Annotated in this window: 21 protein-coding genes, 2 tRNA genes and 1 pseudogene; 18 read left to right on the forward strand and 6 right to left on the reverse strand. The window is 71.5% G+C overall.

Annotated features, from left to right (window positions below; translation table 11 throughout):
* Nucleotides 1-43: 43 nt before the first annotated feature.
* The 4 genes from OG389_RS25050 (at nucleotide 44) to OG389_RS25065 (ending at nucleotide 1,696) form a co-directional block, all read left to right on the forward strand.
* Nucleotides 44-466 (forward strand): hypothetical protein, encoded by a 423-nt coding sequence (locus OG389_RS25050; protein WP_328300696.1) that lies wholly within the window; start codon nucleotides 44-46, stop codon nucleotides 464-466.
* Between the two features lie 199 nt (nucleotides 467-665).
* Complete coding sequence (locus OG389_RS25055) at nucleotides 666-1,037, forward strand: WhiB family transcriptional regulator (protein WP_328300697.1); 372 nt, start codon at nucleotides 666-668, stop codon at nucleotides 1,035-1,037.
* Entirely contained in the window at nucleotides 1,034-1,366 is a 333-nt protein-coding gene (locus OG389_RS25060; protein WP_328300698.1) for a hypothetical protein, read from the forward strand. Before OG389_RS25055 ends, OG389_RS25060 begins: the two co-directional genes overlap by 4 nt.
* Before the next feature lie 123 nt (nucleotides 1,367-1,489).
* Nucleotides 1,490-1,696, forward strand: a complete 207-nt coding sequence (locus OG389_RS25065; RefSeq protein WP_243336061.1) for a hypothetical protein — start codon at nucleotides 1,490-1,492, stop codon at nucleotides 1,694-1,696.
* A gap of 30 nt (nucleotides 1,697-1,726) precedes the next feature.
* On the opposite strand, the gene OG389_RS25070 is transcribed toward OG389_RS25065, so the two are convergent.
* Nucleotides 1,727-3,058 (reverse strand): ABC1 kinase family protein, encoded by a 1,332-nt coding sequence (locus OG389_RS25070; RefSeq protein ID WP_328300699.1) that lies wholly within the window; start codon nucleotides 3,056-3,058, stop codon nucleotides 1,727-1,729.
* Nucleotides 3,059-3,284: 226 nt separating this feature from the next.
* Between OG389_RS25070 and OG389_RS25075 the strand changes: the two genes are divergently transcribed.
* A complete protein-coding gene (locus tag OG389_RS25075) occupies nucleotides 3,285-5,909 on the forward strand; it encodes a tetratricopeptide repeat protein (RefSeq protein WP_328300700.1) in 2,625 nt (874 codons plus the stop codon).
* Nucleotides 5,910-5,971: 62 nt separating this feature from the next.
* Nucleotides 5,972-6,076, forward strand: a pseudogene (locus tag OG389_RS36820) (hypothetical protein); the annotation flags it as partial.
* A 428-nt stretch (nucleotides 6,077-6,504) separates the two neighbouring features.
* Here OG389_RS36820 and OG389_RS25085 read toward each other — a convergent pair.
* A complete protein-coding gene (locus OG389_RS25085; protein ID WP_328300702.1) occupies nucleotides 6,505-7,611 on the reverse strand; it encodes a ThiF family adenylyltransferase in 1,107 nt (368 codons plus the stop codon).
* Between the two features lie 190 nt (nucleotides 7,612-7,801).
* Here OG389_RS25085 and OG389_RS25090 point away from each other — a divergent pair, with 190 nt between their 5' ends.
* The 4 genes from OG389_RS25090 (at nucleotide 7,802) to OG389_RS25105 (ending at nucleotide 11,628) form a co-directional block, all read left to right on the forward strand.
* Nucleotides 7,802-8,362 (forward strand): M48 metallopeptidase family protein, encoded by a 561-nt coding sequence (locus OG389_RS25090; protein ID WP_328300703.1) that lies wholly within the window; start codon nucleotides 7,802-7,804, stop codon nucleotides 8,360-8,362.
* A gap of 139 nt (nucleotides 8,363-8,501) precedes the next feature.
* Nucleotides 8,502-10,145: a TerD family protein gene (locus tag OG389_RS25095; RefSeq protein ID WP_328300704.1), complete on the forward strand. Its 1,644-nt coding sequence runs from the start codon at nucleotides 8,502-8,504 to the stop codon at nucleotides 10,143-10,145.
* Between the two features lie 29 nt (nucleotides 10,146-10,174).
* Entirely contained in the window at nucleotides 10,175-10,855 is a 681-nt protein-coding gene (locus tag OG389_RS25100; RefSeq protein ID WP_328304073.1) for an AIM24 family protein, read from the forward strand.
* A gap of 17 nt (nucleotides 10,856-10,872) precedes the next feature.
* Entirely contained in the window at nucleotides 10,873-11,628 is a 756-nt protein-coding gene (locus tag OG389_RS25105; RefSeq protein ID WP_328300705.1) for an AIM24 family protein, read from the forward strand.
* A gap of 101 nt (nucleotides 11,629-11,729) precedes the next feature.
* Here the strand turns inward: OG389_RS25105 and OG389_RS25110 are convergent, their stop codons facing one another.
* Both OG389_RS25110 and OG389_RS25115 read right to left on the reverse strand, forming a co-directional pair.
* Nucleotides 11,730-12,254, reverse strand: coding sequence for an NUDIX hydrolase (locus OG389_RS25110; protein WP_328300706.1), 525 nt, complete (start codon nucleotides 12,252-12,254; stop codon nucleotides 11,730-11,732).
* Nucleotides 12,251-13,672, reverse strand: coding sequence for a zinc-dependent metalloprotease (locus OG389_RS25115; RefSeq protein WP_328300707.1), 1,422 nt, complete (start codon nucleotides 13,670-13,672; stop codon nucleotides 12,251-12,253). The genes OG389_RS25110 and OG389_RS25115 overlap by 4 nt, the downstream gene beginning before the upstream one ends.
* 192 nt (nucleotides 13,673-13,864) lie before the next feature.
* Here OG389_RS25115 and OG389_RS25120 point away from each other — a divergent pair, with 192 nt between their 5' ends.
* The 4 genes from OG389_RS25120 to OG389_RS25135 all read left to right on the forward strand — a co-directional run bounded on the left by OG389_RS25120 (nucleotide 13,865) and on the right by OG389_RS25135 (nucleotide 17,178).
* On the forward strand, nucleotides 13,865-15,058 hold the full coding sequence (locus OG389_RS25120) for an SDR family oxidoreductase (RefSeq protein ID WP_328300708.1): 1,194 nt from the start codon (nucleotides 13,865-13,867) through the stop codon (nucleotides 15,056-15,058).
* Between the two features lie 185 nt (nucleotides 15,059-15,243).
* Nucleotides 15,244-15,705 carry a molybdenum cofactor biosynthesis protein MoaE gene (locus OG389_RS25125; RefSeq protein ID WP_328300709.1) on the forward strand — a complete coding sequence of 154 codons (462 nt, stop codon included), beginning with the start codon at nucleotides 15,244-15,246 and terminating at the stop codon, nucleotides 15,703-15,705.
* 106 nt (nucleotides 15,706-15,811) lie between these two features.
* Nucleotides 15,812-16,018 (forward strand): hypothetical protein, encoded by a 207-nt coding sequence (locus OG389_RS25130; RefSeq protein WP_328300710.1) that lies wholly within the window; start codon nucleotides 15,812-15,814, stop codon nucleotides 16,016-16,018.
* Nucleotides 16,019-16,086: 68 nt separating this feature from the next.
* The gene (locus OG389_RS25135) at nucleotides 16,087-17,178 is read left to right on the forward strand and encodes a YlbL family protein (protein WP_328300711.1); all 1,092 of its coding nucleotides are present in this window, start codon (nucleotides 16,087-16,089) and stop codon (nucleotides 17,176-17,178) included.
* 25 nt (nucleotides 17,179-17,203) lie between these two features.
* On the opposite strand, the gene OG389_RS25140 is transcribed toward OG389_RS25135, so the two are convergent.
* On the reverse strand, nucleotides 17,204-17,767 hold the full coding sequence (locus tag OG389_RS25140; protein WP_328300712.1) for a PPA1309 family protein: 564 nt from the start codon (nucleotides 17,765-17,767) through the stop codon (nucleotides 17,204-17,206).
* A 157-nt stretch (nucleotides 17,768-17,924) separates the two neighbouring features.
* Here OG389_RS25140 and OG389_RS25145 point away from each other — a divergent pair, with 157 nt between their 5' ends.
* The 4 genes from OG389_RS25145 (at nucleotide 17,925) to OG389_RS25160 (ending at nucleotide 23,212) form a co-directional block, all read left to right on the forward strand.
* Nucleotides 17,925-20,801: a UPF0182 family membrane protein gene (locus OG389_RS25145; protein WP_328304075.1), complete on the forward strand. Its 2,877-nt coding sequence runs from the start codon at nucleotides 17,925-17,927 to the stop codon at nucleotides 20,799-20,801.
* A 52-nt stretch (nucleotides 20,802-20,853) separates the two neighbouring features.
* Nucleotides 20,854-20,927, forward strand: a tRNA-Met gene (locus OG389_RS25150).
* Between the two features lie 232 nt (nucleotides 20,928-21,159).
* Nucleotides 21,160-23,070, forward strand: a complete 1,911-nt coding sequence (locus OG389_RS25155; RefSeq protein WP_443059337.1) for a tetratricopeptide repeat protein — start codon at nucleotides 21,160-21,162, stop codon at nucleotides 23,068-23,070.
* A gap of 68 nt (nucleotides 23,071-23,138) precedes the next feature.
* A tRNA-Met gene (locus OG389_RS25160) sits at nucleotides 23,139-23,212 on the forward strand.
* Between the two features lie 131 nt (nucleotides 23,213-23,343).
* Here OG389_RS25160 and OG389_RS25165 read toward each other — a convergent pair.
* Entirely contained in the window at nucleotides 23,344-23,760 is a 417-nt protein-coding gene (locus tag OG389_RS25165) for a Fur family transcriptional regulator (RefSeq protein ID WP_328300714.1), read from the reverse strand.
* Nucleotides 23,761-23,832 lie beyond the last annotated feature (72 nt).

The raw sequence follows: 23,832 nt of genomic DNA on the forward strand, positions 1-23,832 counted from the left end.
TTCTCCGAAGCCCCGGATCCGTGCTGTACTTATCCGAATACGCATGGGACCAGGCCTCCGGGCCGAGTCCCCGAGACGCCGAGAGGAGGCGAGACCAGTGACCAGCTTCATGACCACCACCAAATTGACCGATCGCTCGGTCGCCGCTTCCACCACGCTCGGCTCCACCACGCTCGGTTCCACGCTCCTTGCCTTCACGGGTGCCGGTCTTCCGGTCATCGGTCTGTCCGCGATTTGCGCTGACAGCCCCGTCCTGCCCGGCGCCCCCACGGCGCTGCTGGTCAGTGAGCGCAATGAGCGACCGACCCTGGCACCGGTGGCAGTACTGGCAGCAGAAGCCCAGGCGCATGGCGCCTATGCCTTTGCGGCCGGAGCCGGTGCCGGATCCCGGACGAAGCAGACGAAGAAGCAGCACCACCTGATGTGGGCCTACCGCGGGCTCGAACCCTGGAGTGATCCAGTCTGATCTGATGATCAGACCGGCGCCTTCAGGGCCGCGGAACCCCACCCGGGATCCGCGGCCCTTCTGTTTGTCCCCGAACAGGGGACGACGGAGCGAAGGGGCCTCGGGGCTGGCAGGACCAGCCGGTGTGAAGAGGTAGCCCAGCCGCCCCCCGGCCAACCGGCCGGAACGACTAGACGACAAAGACGAGGAAGAAACCACCGTGCAACTCGAAGCGCACGCCCCGTCAGTACCGAAGACCCAGACCCTCTCCCCGCCCGCAGTCCCGGAGGACTCCACCTTGACTCCCCTCACCGCGCTGACCGCGCTCGACGACGCCATCGAGAACCTCGGCGTACCCGTTGCCTGCCGCACCTACGACCCCGAGGTCTTCTTCGCCGAGTCCCCGGCGGACGTCGAGTACGCGAAGTCCCTCTGCGGTACCTGCCCGCTGGTCGAGGCCTGCCTCGCCGGTGCGGTCGAGCGCCGCGAGCCCTGGGGTGTCTGGGGAGGCGAGCTCTTCGTCCAGGGTGTCGTCGTCGCCCGGAAGCGTCCCCGTGGCCGCCCGCGCAAGAACCCGGTTGTCTCGGCATGACCGCCAACGGAACCATCGACCGCCCCCTCACGCACGACCCCCTGAAGCAGGCCCTCATGTCCCCCCACGCCACCACGAGCGAGCAGCCGCACGGCTCCGCCACCGCAGACTTCATCACCGCCGGCGCGATCACCTCGCGTCAGAACAGGACCCGCGAAATGCAACTCATCCCAGAAGCCATGGCTCGTGCCCATATGGACGACCGAATGCGTGAGGTCGACGCCGAGCGTCGCGCCCTGCGCGTGGTCGCCGCGCGGCGCATGCAGCGGCGAGCCGAGCGCGTCTCGCTGCGCGCCCGGCGCGCGCTCGCCATGGCCGTCATGCACTAAGAGCGCCTGAGGCAGCTCGGCGCGCCGACTCCGGCGCGCACTCCGGGGGGACCGGTCCGAACGGACGGGTCCCCCCGGTGCGTTGCGGACCGCCCGCCACCCTCACGGGGATATCGTCTGGAGGTGGACCAGCCGACTCCCCACCCGGCCCCGCCGGGAACCGAGGCCCCGCCCGTCGTCTGCGCGCGCTGCGGCGCCCAGTCCCCGGCCGGCGCCCCGCCCACCTGGACCTGCTCCGTGGAGAACGGGACCAGACAGTACTTCTGCGTGGACTGCGCGCGGGCCAACCTCCGCGCCATCGAAGGACGCCTCGACTCCGCCTGGTGGTGAGCGCCCGCCCCCGGACCGTGGCGGGCCCGCTCAGTCCTCGTCGGGCACGAACCCCGGCAGCCAGGCGTCCAGTTCCTCGCGGAGCCGGACCGTCGCGCCCAGCTGGCACAGCACGCCGATCGTGCTCAGCGTCACCCGGTGGATCAGCAGGTACGAGGGCGGCAGGTTGATCTGCCGGCCCAACTGGTGCGCGGGGGAGCGCGGATCGGCGATCCGCGCGGCCTGGCCGCGCAGCCACGTCCGGGTGAAGGTGAACTCCTCGGCCTCGGCCGGTTCGAGCATCGGCTTCAGGTAGTCGAGCACCGCCCCGGCCTCCAGCTCGATGGACTCGCGCACGAAACCCTCCGCACGCAGGTGCCCGTAGACCCCCTCGGCATCGCCGTCCAGGGTCATCCGCAGCGACCTGCCGATGGGCTTGGGCCAGCCGCCCGGCAGCCGGTCGACCGTCCCGAAGTCCAGTACGCCCAGCCGCATCCGACCGTCCGCCCCGCTGATCAGGCGGAAGTTGCCCGGGTGCGGATCGGCGTGCAGCAGCCCGGTGCGTGCGGGGCCGGAGAAGAGGAAGCGGGCCAGCAGCTGCCCCGCGCGGTCGCGCTCCTCCTGGGTGCCGTCGGCTATCACCTCCGACAGCGGAGTCCCCTCCATCCACTCGGTCACCAGTACCTGGTCGCCCTGGTGCACGACGTCCGGCACGACCACGTCCTCGTCGCCCTCGAACGCGTCCGCGTGCGTCCGCTGAGCCTCGGCCTCCAGCTCGTAGTCCAGCTCCTCCGAGACCCGGTCGCGCAACTCCTTGATCAGCGGCTTGATGTCCATGCCCGGTATCAGCGGCCCCAGCAGTCCCGCGAACCGGCCCAGCTGCTTCAGGTCCGACAGCAGGGCCTCGCCGGCTCCCGGGTACTGGACCTTGACCGCGACCGGCCGGCCGTCGTGCCACACCGCCCGGTGCACCTGCCCGATGGAGGCCGCCGCGGCCGGCTTGTCCTCGAACTCCTCGAACAGCTCGCGCCAGTCCGTGCCGAGCCGCTCCGCCAGCACCTGGTGCACCGTCGCCGCGGGCAGTGGCGGGGCCGCCTCCTGGAGCTTCGTCAGCGCGGCCCGGTAGGGCCCGGCGACCTCCTCGGGCAGGGCCGACTCGAAGACCGAGAGCGCCTGGCCGAACTTCATGGCGCCGCCCTTCAGCTCGCCGAGCACACGGAACAGCTGCTCGGCGGTGCGCTGCTGGAGCTCGCGCGCCACGATCTCCGCCGACTTGCCCCCGATCCGCTTGCCGAGACCCCAGGTGGCCCGGCCCGCTATGCCGAGCGGCAGCGCGGCCAGCTTGACGGTACGGGTGACCGCCTTCCGGGGAAGATCAGACATGAGCCCCTCCAATTCCCAGACAGCTGAGCCGCAAGCGGCGGTTTCGAGGGAGCCCCCCGAGAGCCTTCCCGGCCGAAAGCATCCTGTCATGGCCCTCCGGGCCCACCCCGTCCGAGTCTCTCGGCCCGGACATGGCAGGAATCCACCGGTCGCCGGACGGCGCGCTCACCCATGGGCGAGCATGGCGGGAGCGCGGACCACGGACTGGTCGTGAAGGGGCTGGGAGATGGTAGGGCGGGCACCTTCGAGGCAGGAGCTGATCCGGCGACGCCGTTCCGTCGGCTTCATCGGCAGACAGGACGAGGTCAGCGCCTTCCGTGACGCGCTGCGCCAGCCCCCGGAGGAGGCGGCGCAGTTCCTCTTCCACGTACGGGGTCCGGCCGGTGTCGGCAAATCGACCTTGGTCCGGCACCTGGAGACCATCGCCCGCGAGGCCGGGGCGGTCACCGCCTGCGTGGACGAGTCGGTCGCGGACGTCGTGGAGACGATGGAGGTTGTCAGCGCGCAGTTCGCCCAGCAGGGCTTCGCGCTGAAGGGGTTCGACAAACTGCTGGCCACCTATCGCCAACGCCGGCACGAAGCCGACGCCGGATTCGCCGCCGCGGTCGCGGGCGCCGAACCGGCGGCCGCAGGCGCCCCGTCCCCGTCCCCGTCCAGCATGATCGCCTCCCAGCTGGGCCTGGTCGGTCTCGGCATGATCCCGGGAGTCGGCGCCTTCACCGGAGCCGTGGACCCGAACCAGGTCGCCGCCGGCGCGGACCGGGTCAAGGCCCTCCTCAGCACCCGGCTGCGCAACCACGGCGATGTCGAACTGGTCCTGTCCCCACTCGACGCACTGACCCCGGTGTTCCTGCAGGAGCTCGCCGAGGTCGCGCGCAGGCATCCCTGGATCGTGCTGTTCTTCGACACCTACGAGCGCACCGGCCCCATGCTCGACACGTGGCTGCGAGACGTCCTGGGCAGCGACCGGTACGGGGAGCTCCCCGCGAACGTGCTGGTCACCCTCGCCGGGCAGTCCCGGCTGGCCGCCCGCACCTGGGAGGACTGGCACGACCTGGTCACCGACTGGCCGCTGGAGGTCTTCACGGAGACCGAGGCGCGCCGGCTCCTCACCGGCAAGGGGGTCACCGACGAACGGGTGGTCGAGGTCATCCTGCGGCTCTCGGGCCGACTTCCGGTGCTGGTCTCCACCCTGGCCGAGACCCAGCCGGGCACGGTGGAGGAGATCGGCGACCCGAGCGGTACCGCCGTCGAGCGGTTCCTGAAGTGGGAGCCCGACCCCGCCCGCCGGACGGCCGCCCTGGCCTGCGCGTTCCCGCAGGAGCTGGACGAGGACGTCTACCGGGCGGCCGTCGAGGAGGAAGCGGCCGAACAGTTCGGCTGGCTGCGGTCGATGCCCTTCGTCACCGACCGCTCGGGCCACTGCCGCTACCACGAGGTGGTCCGCGGCGCGATGCTGCGCCTGCAGCGCAGGCAGTCCCCGAGCCGGTGGGAGCAGCTCCACACCCGGCTCGCCGATGCCTTTGGGCAGCGCCGCGAGCACCTGCAGGAGGCGTCCGCCCCGGCCGCGGGATGGTGGTCGGACGAGACCTGGCGCGGCCACCGCCTGGAGGAGGCCTACCACCGGCTCTGCGCCGACCCGCGGGCCGCCCTCCCGGTCGTGCTGCGGGACCTCGTCGACGCCTACGACCACGGGATCACCACCCTCCGCCGCTGGACCGGTGTCCTGGCCGCGGCGGCCCGCGACGCGGACTCCCCGGAGCTGACCCGGTGGGCCGACGAACTCCGCACGACCCTCGACCAGCCGGCCCCGGGCATCGCCGCACTGACCCTGCTCCTGACCCGGGCCGGCTTCGACCCGGAGGGCCGGGCCCTGACGCTGAGCATCCGCGGCCTGGACCACCGCAACGCGGGCACCTACCCCCAGGCCCTGGCCGACTATGGGCAAGCGCTCGTCATCGATCCGGAGAACGAGCGCGCCCACTTCGGCCGTGGCCGGACCCACCAGCTGATGGGCCGGCCGAACGAGGCGATCGCGGACTACAGCCGCGCCGTGGAACTCGCTCCCGAGGACATCGTGAACGTCTGGTTCCGCGGCTTCGCCTATCAGAGCGCGGACCGCTACGAGGAAGCCATCGCCGACTTCGACCGGAGCCTGGAGATCGAGGGCGACTACGAGTGGGCGCTCACGAGTCGTGGTGCCACCCTCCGGCTGATGGGGCGCGACGAGGAAGCGCTGGCCGACTTCGACCGCGCCATCGCCGTCCACCCCGGCAGCACCAGGGCGCACGTCAGCAGAGGGGTCGCGTTGAAGTCGATGGAGCGGTACGAGGAGGCAATGGCTGACTTCGACCGTGCCATCGCGCTCAAGCCCGACTACGACTGGCCGTTCGCCTGCCGGGGTGATGTCTACCGTGCCCTGGGCCGGTACGAGGAGGCCGTGGCGGAGTTCGCGCGAGCGGTGGAGCTCACACCGGACTACCCGTGGGCCCTGGCGGGATGTGGGTACGCCTACAACTCCCTGGGCCGGTCCGACGAGGCGGTGGCGGCATTCACGCGCGCCATCGAACTCAAGCCGGACGACCACTGGGCCGTCGCCGGCCGGGGTGACGCGTACCGAAGGCTCGGTCGCCCCAGTGAATCCCTGGCAGACCTGACCCGCGCGATCGAGCTCGACCCCACCTACGCCTGGGCCTTGGCCATCCGAGGCGACCTCTACCACTTCCTGGACCGGTACGGGGAGGCCGAAGCAGACTTCACGCGGGCCGTCGGGCTCAGGCCCGACTACGGCTGGGCGCTCACGAGCCGCGGTCTGGCGAGGGTGATGCTCGCCGCCAGGAAGAGGCCGTAGCCGATTACGACTTGGCCATCGGGCTCGATCCCGACGAGCAGAGGGCTCTGAGGAACCGCGCCATGTCCTACCGGGTCTCGGGCCGGTACGAAGAGGCCCTGGCGGACTTGACCCGAAGTCTCGAGCTCGATTCCGCCGACGCCTGGTCGCTCACCAGCCGCGGTCTCCTGTACCGGCTCAGCGGCGACCAGGCAGCGGCGCTCGCCGACCTCACCCGTGCCCTCGATCACGAACCCGACAGCGCCTGGTCCCACTACGAGATCGCGGTGGTGCTCCACGCGGTGCGCAACCCCGATCGCGACGGACACCTGGCCCGGGTGGTCGAACTCCTCATGCCGGTGATGGACGGAGAGGAGCCGGACCCGGCGGATGTGGGCAACCTCCTTCTCGCGCACTGCCTCTGGTCCCACCATGAGGAAGCCGAGCGCTACCTCGACCGGTTCCTGGCGACGACCCCGCCGCCCGGACAGCTCCACGAGCTGCTCCTGGCCCTGCGCAGTCTCCTTCCGCTGGTGCCCGCGGCGACCGGGTCCTGGGTCTCGGAGTTCTGCCGCACCGTCGAGGCGGCCCGCTCGACGTCTGCCTGGCCACCCCCTCACGACCCCGCCCCCCGTCCCGCCGGGACCCTGGCCGCCTCGCACGGGCAGTCGGGGTGCGGGTGGACCGCGGTGGGGTGCCAGTGGAGGGTGGGGAGGGAGGCCTCCCAGCGGGTCGATGCGGAGGCGGGGAGTTCGCCGTCGAGGAAGGACAGGGCGTGGGCGGCGGCCAGGCCGGCCACTGCCGTGGACAGCCCGAGGTCGCAGGCGGCGTCGCCCCGGCGCCGGTGGGCCGAGCGCCACTGGACCAGCATGCGCGGCCAGGCCGGGTCACGCTCCACCCGGTCGCGCTCCATGCAGCCGGCGCACGCCGTGGCTCCGGGCAGTACCAGCGGTCCCACCAGCCCGGTCCCCTCCAGCACCCCCGCGTAGAGGTGGGGGATGCCGGTGGCGACCCAGTCGGCCGCGGTCTGCGGATCGGGGGCCCAGGACTGCAGCCCGTCCCGGGGCGCGACCACCACCAGGGCCAGCCCCGGCTCCGGGCCCCCGCTCTCCCCGGTCCGGGGCCCACGCCCCGGGGCCGCCTCCCGGACCGCCGTCCGCGCGGCCTCGGCGCGCAGCCGGCCCACGCTGCCCGGACCCAGACCGCCCGGCGCCACGTCCGCCGGCTCCGCGCGTCCCCCGTCGAGCACCTCGACCCGGCCGATGCCCGCTCCCGCCAGGACCGACGCGATCACCGCGCCCACGCGGCCGCTCCCGCGCACGTGAACCCGTACGGCCCGGCGGGCGGCCACACCCTGTAAGTCCCCGCCCGGCCGGGGACGGACCAGCGACAGCGAGCCCAGGTCCGGACCGAGCCGCGCCAGGGCCTCCGGCCGCGCCCGCACCGCCTGGGCGCGGGGGCCGCCCGCGGTGGCGTCGTCGAGCAGGCCGGCCGCCGCCAGCCGCCGCACCACCTCGTCGACCTGGCCGTCCGGGAGCCCCATCCCCTTGCCCTGGGTCCGCAGCAGCTCCATGCTCCGCGTCCCGTCGATCAGGTCCAGGAGCGCGCCCGTCGCCGTGTCCACCGGGCCGAGCACCACCGCGTGCGCGGGCGTCACGCCGAACTGCACCGTCTGCAGATCCCGCCAGGCCCGCGCCAGCGCCGGCTTCACCTTCGGATACATCGTGGTCCCCCTCGCTTCGTGCGGCGCATTCCCCGCGCCGCTCTCCACGAGATTGCCCGCCCGCCGAAAAGCCTGCGGAACTTTGTCCACAGGTGGGGGGTATTAGGTATATGAACTGGATAATTCTGGTTCGCTGGATGCCTTCCGCGAATCGATCGCGTTCGAACCCCGGAGGCGCGGGACTTCCGCCGTGGCGAGCGGGTACCGTCGTGGCGTGTCCGCCGATCCACAGCGCGCCGTCGAAGTCCGCCGGAGCGCGCGCCGCCGAAGGACCGTATCCGCCTACCGTGAGGGTGATCGTACGGTCGTCCTCATCCCTGCCCGGATGTCCGAGGCCGAGGAGCGGCGCTGGGTGGGCGTCATGCTCGACAAGCTGGCGGCTCAGGAGAGCAAACGCACCCTGGGGGACGCGGAACTCGCCGAGCGAGCCGTTCGTCTGTCCGAGCAGTACTTCGACGCCCGCGCCCGCCCCCGCTCGGTCCGTTGGGTCACCAACCAGAACACCCGCTGGGGTTCCTGCACCCCGGCCGAAGGCAGCATCCGGCTCTCGCACCGCATTCAGGGGATGCCGGAGTACGTCGTCGACTACGTGCTGCTGCACGAGCTGGCCCACCTCCTCGTGCCCGGCCACGGCCCCCGCTTCTGGGAGTTGCTGGAGGCGTACCCGCGCACCGAACGGGCCCGCGGTTATCTCGAAGGGGTGGTCGCGGCCGAACGCCTTCCGAAAGTCCCGACCGCCCGCGAGGAATAATCCGTATTTGCCCGCTATCGGCCCGCGATGTCACACCTCGTGATATGTACCGGGTCGGTACCGACTTGGCCGGATGTCCGAGGATGCCGTTAGCCTGAGCGGCACGCATTCACAGTCGGGATGGGGGACGGTCTTACGTATGGCCAGGGAATTCCAACGCGGTCACAAGGCCAAGATCAGTGATCTGACGGCGGGCACGGACCTCTATGTAGGTATCCAGATCGCCGGGCCCGGACTCGCGATCGACATCAGCTGCTTCGGCCTCGACGCGAACGAACAGCTCTCGGACGACCGCTACTTCGTCTTCTTCAACCAGCCGAAGTCGCCGGAGGAGTCCATCCAGCAGCTGGGCCCGCAGGCCGGTGACGCGGAATCCTTCCGGGTGACCCTGGACCGCATCCCGGCCAACATCCACAAGCTCTCCTTCGCCGCCTCGATCGACGGCGCCGGGCAGATGTCGCAGATCGGTCCGGGCTACATCCGGATCGTCGCGGGTGGCGAGGAGGTCGTCCGGTACTCCTTCTCGGGCTCGGAGTTCAGCACCGAGCGCGCGCTGATGATCGGCGACTTCTACCTCAAGGACGTGTGGCGCTTCGCCGCCGTCGGCCAGGGGTTCGACGGCGGGCTCGCCGCGCTGCTCAAGAACTTCGGCGGCGAGGTCGCCGAGGAGGAGCAGCCCGAGCAGCAGGCCCAGGCCCCGGCCGGCGCGCCGGGCTTCGCCCCGCCGCCAGGGGCAGCCGCGCCCGCGCCCTCCTTCGGGGCTCCCGCGCAGGCGCAGCCCCCGGCCCCGGCACCCTCCTTCGGCGCTCCGCCCCAGGTCCCCGCCCCGGCCCCGGCCCCCGCCCCGTACCAGCAGCCCGTCCACGCGGCCCCCACCATGGCCGCGCCGATGGGCACCCCCCTGGCCCCGCCGGCCCCCGCGCCGTACGGCCAGCCGCCGCAGCCCTCCTACGGGCAGGTCCCGCCGCCCGCCCCGGCCCCCGCGCCGTACGGGCAGCAGCCGCAGCCCTCGTACGGCCAGGTCCCCGGCCAGGCTCCCGGCCAGTTCCCCGGCCAGCAGCCGCCCCCGTACGGCCAGCAGCCCGGTTACGGCCAGCCCGCGCAGGCGGCGCCCGCCGCCGGCGCCGGACTCGCCGCCGCCCTCCAGCCGTACAAGGAAGCCCCGACCGGCGCCCGCTGGACCCCGCAGAACCAGCAGCTCATGCGCGTCGACCTGTCGATGGGCGGCCAGGCCGTCCTCGCCCGCCAGGGCAGCATGGTCCTCTACCAGGGCAAGGTCGACTTCAGCTACAAGGGCGCGGGCTTCGCCGGCCGCATCGTCGGCAACGCCACCGGCCAGGAGATGCAGCTGATGCGCTGCACCGGCCGCGGCCAGGTCTTCCTGGCGGAGGACGGCGCCCACCTGCACGCCATCGAGCTCCAGGGCGACGGCATCTGCGTCTCCGCCGAGAGCGTCCTCGCCTTCGACGAGTCGCTCCAGCACGAGGTCCGCCGCATCGAGGGCCACGGCATCCCGGGCGGCGCCCTGTTCACCATGCAGTTCCAGGGCACCGGCACGGTGATCGTCAAGACGCACGGCGTGCCCGTGGTCCTGCCCGTCACCCCGACCACCTTCGCCGACAGCAACGCCATCGTCGCGTGGTCCGCCGCCTCCCAGGTGATCATTTCCAGCCAGGTCCGGCTGCGTCGTAACGCCTACCCCGGCCACAGCGGGGAGACCGTGAACCTCCAGTTCCGCGGCGCCCCCGGCAACTTCATCGTCGTCCAGCCGTACGAGGTCTGAGGGAGCCCCACATGAATGCCATGAACGCTATGAACCAGCAGCTCGCGGGCTACGCCCCGACCCCCGTCACGGCCCGCATGGAGAACCACGGCCGGGCCATGCTCAGGGTCGCCATGCAGAGCGGCCAGGACCTCTTCGCGCGCACCGGATCGATGGTCGCCTACGAAGGGTTCGTGCAGTACGAGCCCAACCCGCCGGCCGTCCGCCAGCTGGCCTCGCAGTGGCTCACCGGCGAAGGCGCCCCGCTGATGAAGTGCACCGGCGACGGCCTGCTCTACCTCGCCGACTACGGCGCGGACGTCGTCGTCATCAACCTGAACAACGACTCCCTCTCCGTGAACGGCACCAACCTGCTCGCCTTCGACGCCCACCTCCAGTGGGGCGTCGAGCGGGTCAAGGGCATGGCCAAGTTCGCCGGCCAGGGCTTGTTCAACGTGTCGGTCTCCGGCACCGGCTGGGTCGCCATCACCTCGCGCGGCACTCCGATCGTGGTCGACTGCGGCCGCGGCGAGGACGAGACGTACGTCGACCCCGACGCGCTCGTCGCCTGGTCCCCGAACCTGAAGGTCAAGGGCAAGCGCAGCTTCAAGGCCTCGTCGATGATCGGCCGGGGCAGCGGGGAGGCCTACCAGATGGCCTTCTCCGGCCAGGGCATCGTCGTCGTACAGCCCAGCGAGGACAGCACCGACCGGCTCCGGGCCCGGGGCTGAGGGGGAGAAGGCACATCATGCAGAGCTCACTTTTCGCCCACGCCGAGGCGCAGTCCCAGGAGCGGTACGCCGTCCAGAACCCGCAGCTGCTGCGGGTCTCGCTGAGCGGCTCCGACGACGTGCTCGCCCGCAAGGGCGCCATGGTCGCCTACCAGGGGATCATCGACTTCGACGGCGAGTACCAGAGCACCACCCAGCGGAGCGCCCGCGCCCGGACCGGGGAGGGCCTCGACCTGATGCGCTGCTCCGGGCAGGGCACCGTCTACCTCGCCAACCTGGCGCAGTACGTCCACGTCGTGGACGTGGACAACGACGGCCTCACCGTCGACAGCAGCTACGTGCTGGCCCTGGACTCCACCCTGCACACCGAGGCCATCGCGGTGGACAGCCAGTACGGGGTCTCGGGCACCGGCAAGTACCAGCTCAACATCACCGGCCGCGGGAAGGTCGCGCTGATGACCTCCGGGCAGCCGCTGATGATGCAGGTCACGCCCGACAAGTACGTCAACGCCGACGCGGACGCCATCGTCGCCTGGTCCACCTCGCTGCGGGTGCAGATGCAGGCCCAGACGCACTCCACCGGCGTCTGGCGGCGGCGCGGCAACACCGGTGAGGGCTGGGAGCTCAGCTTCCTCGGCACCGGTTTCGCCCTGGTCCAGCCGAGCGAGGTACTCCCGCCGCAGAACGCCCAGATCGGGCAGGGCGCGGCCGCGCAGTTCGGCATGGGCCAGCAGGGAGCCCACGCCCAGAACCAGAACAACGCCTGGAACTGATCCGGGTACGCAGCGACTGGAACTGATCCAAGTACGCAGCGACGCGAGGGGCGGTCCCGCATCGGCGGGACCGCCCCTCGCGGCACGTACGGGTCCGGGGTTCAGAGCCGCGCCCGGGCCGCCTCCATCAGCCGCACCACCGAGGTGTCGGCCACCGCCGCCACCTCCTCGTACGGGAACCAGCGCAGGTCCAGCGACTCCTCGCTGATCGCCTCGACCGCCCCGACCGGCGCCAGCGCGGCGTACTGCACGTCCAGGTGCCAGTTGCACGGCGCCGGGATCGGATGCCGGTCCAGCCGCACCGGACCGCCCGGCAGCAGCGTCAGCCCGTCGGCGATGCCCGACTCCTCGACGGCCTCGCGCAGCGCGGCCCCGGCGATCGTCGTGTCACCGGGCTCGCAGTGCCCACCCATCTGCAGCCACAGGCCGAGCTTCTTGTGCAGGGTCAGCAGGACGCGGCCCCCCACCGGGTCGATCACCAGCGCACTGCCGGTGATGTGTCCGGCCTCGCAGGGCTTGTAGACCCCGTCCGGGTGGGCGGCCAGGTGTTCCAGGTACAGGTCGCGCAGCTCGGGCTGGTCCTCGTAGGACTTCAGGACCAGCACCGTGTCGTCGTACAGAGTCACTTCTTGTCGTCGCCGTCCTGCTCGGGGCCGTCCTGTTCACGCTTCCCGGCGGCGGCCTCGCCGAGCATCTTGTCGATCTCGGAGAAGTCCAGCTGCTCGCGGTGCACGAACCCGTCCGGGTCGTCCAGGTCGGAAGCGGTCGGCAGCATGTCCGGGTGCTCCCACAGACCGTCGCGACCCTCCACGCCACGCGCGTCGGTGAGCGAGGCCCACAGCCGCGAGGCGTCGCGCAGCCGGCGCGGCCGCAGCTCCAGCCCGATCAGCGTCGCGAAGGTCTGCTCCGCCGGGCCGCCCGAGGCGCGCCGCCGGCGCATGGTCTCGCGCATGGCGTCCGCCGAGGTCAGCCGGGGCTTGGCGGCCTCGTGCACGACGGCGTCCACCCAGCCCTCGACCAGCGCGAGCGCCGTCTCCAGGCGGGCCAGGGAGGCCTTCTGCTCGGGGGTGTCCTGCGGCTGGAACATGCCGCCCTGGAGGGCTTCCTGCAGCTGCTCCGGGTTCGACGGGTCGAGCTGGCCGACCACGTCCTCCAGCTTCGAGGTGTCGACCTTGATGCCCCGCGCGTACGCCTCGACCGCGCCGAAGAGGTGCGAGCGCAGCCACGGCACGTGGGCGAAGAGACGTGCGTGCGCGGCCTCGCGCAGCGCCAGGTACAGCCGGACCTCGTCCGAGGAGACGCCCAGGTCCTTGCCGAAGCCCTCGATGTTCAACGGCAGCAGCGCGGCCTTGCCGGCCGGGCCCAGCGGGAGCCCGATGTCGGTCGAGCCGACGACCTCACCCGCGAGGGTGCCCACGGCCTGGCCGATCTGCTGGCCGAACATGGCCCCGCCCATGGAACGCATCATGCCGAGCAGCGGGCCCGCCACGGCCTGCATCTCCTCGGGCAGCACGCCGCCCATGGCCGCGCCGACGCGCTCGGCGACCGGGTCGACGAGCTCCTTCCACACCGGCAGGGTCGCCTCGACCCACTCGGCGCGGCTCCACGCGACGGCCGTCGCGGCGCCCGACGGCAGCGAGGTGACGTCGTCGAGCCAGTGGTCGGCGAGGCGCACGGCCTCCTCCACCGCGGACTTCTCGGCGATGCCGACGCTGGCGTCCTTCACCCCGTCCGGGGTGCCCTGGGCCACGGTCTGGCGGGCGATGTCCTTGGCCATGTCCCAGTTGACCGGACCGCCCTCGTAGCTCAGCATCTGGCCGAGCTGCTGGAAGGCCGCGCCGAGGTCGTTCGGGTTCATCGAGCCGAACATCGCCGCGAAGGGATTGTCGGCGTCCCCCTGGCCGCCGACGCCGCCCGGCAGGCCCGTGCCGAACCCGAACGGATTCGGGCCGCTCTGACCGCCCTGGTTGCCCTTCTTCTTGCCTTCGTCGCCGTTCTCCGGCTCCTCCGGCGGAAGGCCGAATCCGAATGGGGTGTCGCTCACGGGTTTCCTCGGCTCGTAGGGCCGCCGGCGGGAGCCGGCGGGCAATGGTTCGACAACACCACCCAGCGTAGACACCAGACCCGCTTCCGGGCTCGGTGCTCCGCTGGCTCCTGGGCTGCGGCAGGATGGACATCACCTGGTAGGTGCGCGTCACGGCGCGCCCCTACTGAAGACAACCGCTGGAGACGCCTGGTGAGTTCCCCAGATCCGCACGCTTTGGACGAGCAGGGCCCGGACGAGCACGGCCGCGAGCCGCGCGAAGCCGAAAACGGCCCTGAGCACGGCGACGGCGCCCAGGGCGTTCGCCGGCCGCGTAACCCGGGCGGTTCCGCGCGCCGAGGCCCCGTGATCGCGGTGACCGGCGCCGCGTCGGGGGTCGGGGCGGCCCTGGTGACCAGACTGGTCGCGTCCGACGAGATCAAGCAGGTCGTCGCGATCGACGAGCGGCGCGGGGAGTGCGCGGACGCGCAGTGGCACCTCCTGGACGTACGGGACCCGGCGATCGCGGAGAAGCTGCGCGGCGCGGACGTCGTGGTGCACCTGGCCCTCGACCTCGACCTGGAGACGGACCCCGCGGCCCGTACGGCGTACAACGTGCGCGGGACCCAGACCGTGCTCACCGCCGCCGCGGCGGCCGGGGTCCACCGGGTCGTGCTCTGCACCTCCGCGATGGTCTACGGGGCCCTGCCGGACAACGACATCCCGCTCTCCGAGGACGCCGAGCTGCGCGCCACCGCGGAGGCGACCGGCGTGGGCGACCTGCTGGAGATCGAGCGGCTCGGCCGCCGGGCCCCGCGGGCGCACCCCGGTCTGAACGTCACCGTGGTCCGCCCCGCGGTGCTGGTCGGCGGCACGGACACGGCGCTGACCCGCTACTTCGAGTCGCCGCGCCTGCTCGTGGTGGCCGGCTCCCGCCCGACCTGGCAGTTCTGCCACGTCGAGGACCTGGTCAGCGCGCTGGAGTACGCGGCGCTGGAGAAGGTCGAGGGCGAGCTGGCGGTCGGCTGCGAGGGCTGGCTGGAACAGGAGGAGGTCGAGGAGCTCAGCGGCATCCGCCGCATGGAGCTCCCGTCCGCCGTCGCCCTGGGTGCGGCGGCCCGGCTGCACCGGATCGGCCTGACCCCGTCCCCGGCCGGGGACCTCGCGTACACGATGCACCCGTGGGTGGTCAGCGTCAGCGGGCTGCACGCGGCGGGCTGGCGGCCGCGGTGGACCAACGAGGAGGTGCTGGCCGAGCTGCTCCAGGAGGTCGCGGGCCGGCACACCGTCGCGGGCCGCCGGCTGGGGCGCAAGGACGCCACGGCAGCGGGTGCGGCCGGTGCGACGGTCGCGCTGCTGGGCGCCGCCGCCGCGATCCGCGCTGCCCGCAGGCGCCGGGGGATCTGACCCCGCCGGGGCCGGGGCCGGCCGTCCCGGTGCGGCGCCGTCGCCGGGGGCCCTGCCCCGGGCCCCCGCGCCTCGATCGCCGGCGGGGCTGGATCCCGCTTTCTGTAGGAGGCTCCCAAGGGGGCGGGTGTGGCCCTGGTGAAACGGCTATTCCGCCGGGTCGGCGGCTGAGGCACGATGGATGCATGGCACCGCACTTCGACCACCCCGGCGAGCAAGCCGCTCCGGACCCGATCCGGCTGCTCGAAATCCGTGAGACCCCGCTCTCGATCGACGAGGTCTTCCAGGCCGTCGGCGACGATGCGACGGGAGGCACGACGCTCTTCGTCGGCACGGTGCGCAACCACGACAGCGGGGCGGACGTGGACCAGCTCGGCTACTCCTGCCACCCCTCGGCCGAGGCGGAGATGCGCCGCGTCGCCGAGCGCGTCGTGGCCAAGTACCCGGTCCGTGCCCTCGCCGCCGTCCACCGCGTCGGCGACCTGGCCGTCGGCGACCTCGCGGTCGTCGTCGCCGTGTCCTGCCCGCACCGCGGCGAGGCCTTCGAGGCGTGCCGGATGCTGATCGACGACCTCAAGCACGAGGTTCCGATCTGGAAGCACCAGACCTTCTCGGACGGCACCGAGGAGTGGGTCGGGGCCTGCTGATTGCCCCGTTCGGACGCGCAACACGCCCTCGATTTGCGTAACCCCCTCCCGGGCACCAGCGTTGAAGCCACCAACAACTCGTACCTCGGGGTAGGGAGACACGTCCATGGCGTCTTTGGCGTGGTTGCTGATTCCGCTGTTCGCCGCGATCGGAGCGGCGATATGGGGCAGCTGGGCGGCACGCGACCGCACGGCAGGTGACATATCCGAGCTCGCGGGCTACGCGAGGTTCCGCGAGGCCATGGGCCAGGGCGAACAGACCGGGGCGAAGGCGGACGCACACCGGACGAAGGACACGGCCGCCTCCGTCTGACGGTGGCCCGGCCCCGTACGGACCGGCCCCGGGGGCCGCCCGTCAGGGGCGTCACGTACTGTCGATCCATGCCACGCCGCACTGCGACGATGCTCGCCTCCACCCTCATGCTGTTCGCGCTGCTCTGCGCGGGAGTGTTCATGAAGGTCCCGTACTCCGAGATGAGTCCGGGCCCGACGGTGAACACGCTCGGGGACTCGCACGGCGAGCCCGTCCTGAACGTCTCGGGGCACAAGACGTACCCGACCAGCGGGCACCTGAACATGACGACGGTCCGCGTCACCGGCGCCGACTACGACATGAACCTGCTGGAGGCCGTGTACGGCTGGGCGGCCGGCGACAACATCGTCGTACCGCACGAGAACCTGTACCCGGACGGCAAGACCGAGCAGGAGTCCACGCAGGAGAACGCCGAGGAGTTCAGCCAGTCGCAGGAGAGCGCCAAGGTGGCCGCCCTCAAGCAGCTCGGCATCCCGGTCGCCACCCAGGTGATCGTCGCCTCCGTGGTCAAGGGCAGTCCCTCCGAGGGCAAGCTGCACGCCGGAGACGTGATCAAGGCCGTGGACGGGGCCCCCGTCAACGCTCCCGAGGACGTCGCCAAGCTCGTCACCAAGCACAAGGCCGGCGAGCCGGTGGAGTTCACCATCGTGCCCGCCACCGAGGCGGCGGAGGCCGAGAAGGCGCGCCGCGAGCCCACCGGCACGACGAAGGTCACGATCGTTTCGGGCAAGGCGGAGGGCGACGGCCACGCCGTCGTCGGCATCCGGGCCGGTACCGACCACACCTTCCCGTTCACCGTCGACATCAAGCTCGCCGACGTCGGGGGCCCGAGCGCGGGCCTGATGTTCGCGCTCGGCATCGTCGACAAGCTCACCCCGGAGAGCCTGACCGGCGGCAAGTTCATCGCCGGCACCGGCACCATCGACGACGCGGGCAAGGTCGGCCCGATCGGCGGCATCCAGATGAAGACGATCGGCGCCCGCCAGGCCGGCGCCGAGTACTTCCTGACACCCGCCGAGAACTGCGCCGCCGCCGCGGGCAACGTGCCCGACGGGCTGACGCTGGTGAAGGTCTCCACCATCGACGACGCCGTGAAGGCGCTGGAGAAGATCGGCAAGGGGGACCCGGCCGGGCTGCCGCAGTGCACGGCCAAGCCCTGACCGGGCCCCCGCCCGCACGCGCCGGCTAGTCCAGGAAGGTCGCGGCCAGCGCCTCGGCGAGCCCCGGTACCAGGGTCGCGCCGGTCAGCACCTCGTTCGCCGAGTCCTTGTCCCGCAGGCGGACGGCGGACTCCCGCGTTCCGTTGCGCAGGACGCCCACGGTCAGCCGTACCTCCTGCCGGTCCGGGTGGGCGGCGACCCACTTGGCCAGCTGCTTGTCGCCGAGACCCTCCGGTACGGAGGACTCCGCCGACGGCGGGAGCATCAGCCGCTCCACCGTCAGCGCGCAGCCCAGGACCGACGGGGGCCAGGCGATGGTGCCCAGGAACTTGTCCAGGGGGGTCCCGGCCGGCACCTCGTCCTGCTCGATCGGGGTGAGCTGGTTCTTGCCAGTGTCGTCCTGGTCGAGGCCGAGCTGGCGGGCGACGCCCGGCGCCTCCTTGCGCAGCCGGGCCGTGTCGACCAGGGCGAAGAGCCGGGCGGGCCTGTCCCAGCCGAGGGTGGAGGCGTACTCGTCGATTTCGAGGACGGCACGGGTCAGCGGGCTTGCCGCCATTGGGGTGCCGGGGGACGGCGAAAGGTTGGACATGGACAACATCCTGCCTCCTTTGCACCGGATACCGGGAACTGACTAAAGCCTCAGTAAGTTGCATGAGTGGGCTCTACGATCGGGGGCCCATGCTTTGAAGAAATCTCAGCATCACTTACACACAGCGACTTTCGAGGTGCGCACCTTGGCTTTCCAGATGCCGGACCGCGGCGGAGGCCCCTCCGGGCCACGGATGAGAGTCGGCCGCCCGTCCCGGCGTGCCCGGACTCTTCTGATGACCTTGGGCGTGCTGGCCGTCCTCGCCATGGCGTTCATCATGTTCGCCGGCTTCTGGACGGACTGGCTCTGGTTCCGCTCCGTCGACTACTCCTCCGTCTTCACCACCACCCTGTGGACCAAGGTCGGGCTCTTCGCCGTCTTCGGGCTGCTGATGGCCGGTGCCGTCGGGCTGAACATCTGGCTGGCCCACCGGCTGCGGCCGCCGCTCAGCGCGATGTCGATGGAGCAGCAGAGCCTCGACCGCTACCGGATGAGCGTCGCGCCGTACCGCAAGTGGCTGCTGCTGGGCATCGCCGCACTGGTCGGCCTGATCGCGGGCGCCTCGGCGGCGGGCCAGTGGAAGACCTGGCTGATGTATGTGAACGGGGTGCCCTTCGGCACGAAGGACCCCCAGTTCAACCTGGACGTGTCGTTCTACACCTTCGACCTGCCCTGGTACCGCTTCCTGCTCGGCTTCGGCTTCGCCGCTGTCGTGCTCTCGGTGATCGCCGCCGCCGTCGTGCACTACCTCTACGGAGGACTGCGCGTCACCAGTCCCGGTGCGCGGGCCACCGCCGCCGCGACCGGCCACCTGTCGGTGCTGCTCGGTCTGTTCGTCACGCTGAAGGCGGTCGCGTACTGGCTCGACCGGTACGGTCTCGCCGTGAAGTCCAGCGACTTCAAGGCCGCGGACAACTGGACCGGCCTGCGCTACGTCGACGCCAACGCGTACCTGCCGGCCAAGACGATCCTCGTCGCCATCGCCGCGATCTGCGCGCTGCTGTTCTTCGCGACGCTGTGGCGCCGCACCTGGCAGCTCCCGGTCATCGGCTTCGGCCTGATGGTCCTGTCGGCGATCCTGATCGGCGGGCTGTATCCGGCGATCGTGCAGAAGTTCCAGGTCCAGCCGAACGAGCAGGCCAAGGAATCCCCGTACGTCCAGAAGAACATCAAGGCGACGCGCGACGCCTACGGGGTCGCCGACGCGTCCGTCACGGACTACCCGGGTCTGCCGGACCCCAAGGCGGACAAGAAGGTGCTCCGCCAGCAGGCCAACACCACGGCGAGCATCCGTCTCCTCGACCCGAACATCGTGTCCCCGGCCTTCCAGCAGCTCCAGCAGAACAAGGGCTACTACGGGTTCCCGGCCACGCTGGCGGTCGACCGGTACAAGGGCCAGGACACGGTCATCGGCCTCCGGGAGATCAACCTCGCGGGCATCCCGAAGAACAACTGGATCAACGACCACTTCCGTTACACCCACGGGTACGGAGTGGTCGCGGCCAAGGGCACCGAGGTCGCCCCGGGCGGCCAGCCCGTGTTCACCGAGTCGGGCCTTCCGGCGCAGGGTGACCTCGGGACGTACGAGCAGCGGATCTACTACGGCGAGCAGACGAAGCAGTACTCCATCGTCGGCGGACCGCAGAAGGAGCTCGACTACGCCAACGACTCGGGCGAGAAGGAGACCACCTACAAGGGCGACAGCGGGGTCAGCCTCGGCAACCCGGTGAACCGTGCCGCGTACGCCCTGGCCTTCAGCGAGCCGCAGATCCTCTACTCCGGCGCCATCGGCGACGGTTCGAAGATCCTCTACAACCGCACGCCCAAGGAGCGGGTCGAGGCGGTCGCCCCGTGGCTGACGATCGACGGCGCGGTGTACCCGGCGGTGATCGACGGCCGGGTCCAGTGGATCGTGGACGCGTACACCACCACCAACGGCTACCCCTACGCCTCGCGCACCCGGCTCGGGGACAGCACGGCGGACTCGCTGACCAACTCCCAGCGCGCGGTGGTCGCGCAGGAGAACCAGGTCAACTACATCCGCAACTCGGTCAAGGCCACCGTCGACGCCTACGACGGCACGGTGAAGCTGTACCAGTGGGACGCCAAGGACCCGGTCCTCAAGACCTGGATGAAGGCCTTCCCCGGTACGGTCAAGCAGAAGAAGGAGATCTCGCCGGCCCTGATGGAGCACCTGCGCTACCCGCAGGACCTCTTCAAGGTCCAGCGTGAGCTGCTGACCCGCTACCACGTCACCGACCCGCAGACCTTCCTCAGTGGCAGCGAGGTCTGGGCGGTTCCGGACGACCCGACCACCAAGGCGGGGACGGCGGTCCCGCCGTACTACCTCTCCATGAAGATGCCGGGTCAGAAGGATCCCGACCAGGCCTTCTCGCTCACCACGACGCTGACGCCGAACGGCCGGGACAACCTGAGCGCCTTCATGGCGGTCAACGCCGATCCCACCACGGCCGACTACGGCAAGATCCAGTTGCTGAAGCTGCCCACGCAGAACCCGGTGGACGGTCCCAAGCTGGTCCAGGCGAGATTCAACTCGAAACCGGAGATCGCCCAGGAGATCAACATCCTGAGCAGGGGCGACTCGCAGGTGGAGTACGGAAACCTCCTCACGGTCCCGCTCGACAAGGGAATGCTCTACGTCGAGCCGGTCTACGTGCGCGGTGGCGGCCTCAAGTACCCGCTGCTGAAGAAGGTCCTGGTGACCTACGGGGACCAGACGGCCTTCGAGGACACCCTGGAGAAGGCGCTGAACGTGGTGTTCGGGGCCGAGGGCGCGACCCAGCCGCCCACGACGACCCCGCCGGGCGACGGCACCACCACGCCGCCGACCAGCCAGGACCCGACGGTCAAGGCGGCGCTCGCCGACGCCCAGAAGGCGATCGAGGATGCCGACAAGGCGCTCAAGGCCGGTGACTGGACGGCGTACGGAAAGGCCCAGAGCGACCTGCAGGCCGCGCTGAACCGGGCGATCGAGGCCGAGGCGAAGCTGACGGAGGCCAAGCCGGCCGGCTAGCGGCAAGGCGGTAATGGCTCCACCCCGTGTCGTGCTACTGTGGTTCTACCGACGCGGGGTGGAGCAGCTCGGTAGCTCGCTGGGCTCATAACCCAGAGGTCGCAGGTTCAAATCCTGTCCCCGCTACTGAAGTCGAAGGCCCGGATCCGATGGATCCGGGCCTTCGTCATGTCCGGGGTGGCCGTGCTTCCCCACGGACTGCGATTTTCGCCGACGCGCGTCACTGAGGTGGGTGACTTGGGGGGCGAGCGTGTTTGACTTGTCTCTCTGTGGGCATGTCGACAAAACGCTGTAGTGACCTCACTGGCTGCGACATACCAGGTGTACGCGGGTAGCAGGTGATGCGACGATGGGATTTATGGGGGACAGGTCAACTCTGCTGGAGACAGGGCGGTTTGTGAGGGCGGAGTCCGAATCGGACGCGGAGGCCGATGGGGCGGCTCAGGCTGTTGACGTGCGGACCGCGATGACCACGCGGCCGGCACGGACCACGCCGGCCGTGCCGACCACGCGGGACGTGTTGGACGTGTCGGCCGACGCGATGTTCGACGACGCGGCCTTCGCGCTGACCGACGCGGCCAGCGACGCCGAGCTGGAGGCCCGTCACCGGGTCGCGGCCGACAAGGGGGACCCCGGCGCGATGAGCGTGCTCGGGGCGCTCCTGCTGCGCCGCGGCGACCTCGCGGCGGCCGAGCCGTACCTGCGCGGGGCGACCGGGGCGGGCGACCGCGCCGCCGCCAACAACCTCGGCGTGCTCCTGCACCAGCGCGGCTACCCCGAGGAGGCCGCCGGCTGGTGGCGCGTCGCGGCGGTGGCCGGATCCGCTCCGGCCGCGCACGCCCTGGGCCGCCACTACCGCGAGCGGGGCGACGAGCCCGCCGCCGAGTACTGGATGCGCCAAGCGGCGGAATCCGGCCATGCCCTGGGGGCCTACGGCCTCGCCGACCTGCTGGAGCACCGCGGGGACAAGGGCGTCGAGCGGTGGTTCCGGGCCGCCGCGGAGCAGGGGCACCGCGAGGCCGCGTACCGGCTCGCCCGGCACCTGAGGAAGGGCGACCCGGCCGAGGCCGAGCAGTGGTACCGGCAGGCAGCCGCGCGCGGGCACCGGCGCGCCGGGCTGCACCTGGGCGCGCTGCTGGAGGCGCGCGGGGAGCTGAAGGAGGCCGGGCGCTGGTACCTGACCTCCGCCAAGCAGGGCGAGCCGCGGGCGGCGTGCGCGCTCGGCTTCCTGCTGCGCGACGCCGGTGACGAGGAGAACGCGGCCACCTGGTGGCTGCGGGCCGCCCAGGACGGCGACGGCAACGCGGCGAACGCCCTGGGCGCGCTGCACGCCGCGCGGGGCGAGACGCAGACCGCGGAGAAGTGGTACCGGGCCGCGATGGACGCGGGCGACCAGAACGGCGCGTACAACCTCGCGCTGCTGTGCGCCGCGCAGGACCGGACCGGACCGGCCGAGCAGTGGTACCGGCGCGCCGCCTACGCGGGACACCGTGAGGCGGCCAACGCGCTGGCCATCCTGCTGCTCCAGGGCGGGGACGCGGAGGGCGCGGAGCCGTGGTTCTCCAAGGCCGCCGAGGCCGGGAGCGTGGACGCCGCGTTCAACCTCGGGATTCTCTTCGCCAGCCGGGACGAGGACCGCACCGCGCTGAAGTGGTACGAGCGGGCCGCGTCGGCGGGACACACCGACGCGGCGCTGCAGGTCGGCATCGCGCTGGTCCGGGACGGCGAGGAGCGGGCGGCCGAACGCCACCTGCGGTGCGCGGCGGGCGGCGGCAGCGCGGAGGCCGCGTTCCGGCTGGCCGCGCTGCTGGAGTCGCTGGCCCCGCCGCCGGAGCCGGTGGCGCTGGGCGAGTCGGTGGGCGGAGCCGCGCGCACCGAGAGCGAGGAGTGGTACGAGCGGGCCGCGGAGCTGGGGCACCGGCGGGCGCAGGTCCGGGTCGGCATGCTGGCCGCCGCGCGGGGCGAGCTGGCGGCCGCCGCGCGGTGGTACCGCGAGGCGGCGGAAGCAGGCTCCCGCAACGGGGCGTTCAACCTGGGACTGCTGCTGGCGCGCGAGGGGAACGAACCCGAGGCGGCCCTGTGGTGGACCCGGGCGGCGGTGGCCGGGCACGGTCGCGCGGCGCTGCGGCTGGGCCTGCTCGCGGCCCGGCAGGGAGATCTGACGGAGGGGCAGAAGTGGTGCGTACGGGCCATGGAACTGGGTCCGGCGGAGGTCTCGGAGCGGGCGGCGCGGCTGCGCGAGGCGCTGGCCGAGGAGCTGTCCGCGTAACGCTCCGCCGGAGCCGGTTAACCGATTTGCATCTGCTCGCAGGCCTCGCGTAGAGTCAGGTTTACCGACGCGGGGTGGAGCAGCTCGGTAGCTCGCTGGGCTCATAACCCAGAGGTCGCAGGTTCAAATCCTGTCCCCGCTACTGAAGGCTCGAAGGCCCGGATCCTCTGGATCCGGGCCTTCAGTCGTTCTCGGCCGCAAGAGCGCAAAGCGAGCCGGAGCGCAAGGAGGAGGGGCCCGGGAGCATCGCTCCCGGGCCCCTCCTCGCGTTCGTCAGGCTCCCGCGCAGTTCGGGCACACCCCGCGGTACGTCACCTCGACCGCCGACACCACGAAGCCGAAGCGTTCGGTGTCGGGCAGGTCGGCCAGCGGGTTGCCCGCCGGATGGACGTCGCGGATCGCCCCGCACTGGGCGCACACCAGGTGCTGGTGGGGCCGGTGGGCGTTCGGGTCGTACCGCTTGGCGCGCCGGTCCGTGGAGACCTCCAGGACCTCACCCAGGCTGACGAGCTCGCCCAGGGTGTTGTAGACGGTCGCCCGGGAGATCTCCGGCAGCCGGTCCACGGCCCGCGCGTGCACCTCGTCCGCCGTCAGGTGAACGTGGTCACCGTCGAGCACCTCGGCCACGACGCGCCGCTGTGCGGTCATGCGCCATCCGCGTCCGCGAAGTCGTTCCAGCAGGTCACTCATGCATGCCAGCCTAACAGCGAGGGGATTCGGTGTAACTCCCGAATCCGTTTCGACTTGGATGCTTACTTGACT

The sequence above is a fragment of the Streptomyces sp. NBC_00435 genome, from assembly GCF_036014235.1.
In the GTDB taxonomy this organism is placed as follows: Bacteria; Actinomycetota; Actinomycetes; order Streptomycetales; family Streptomycetaceae; genus Streptomyces.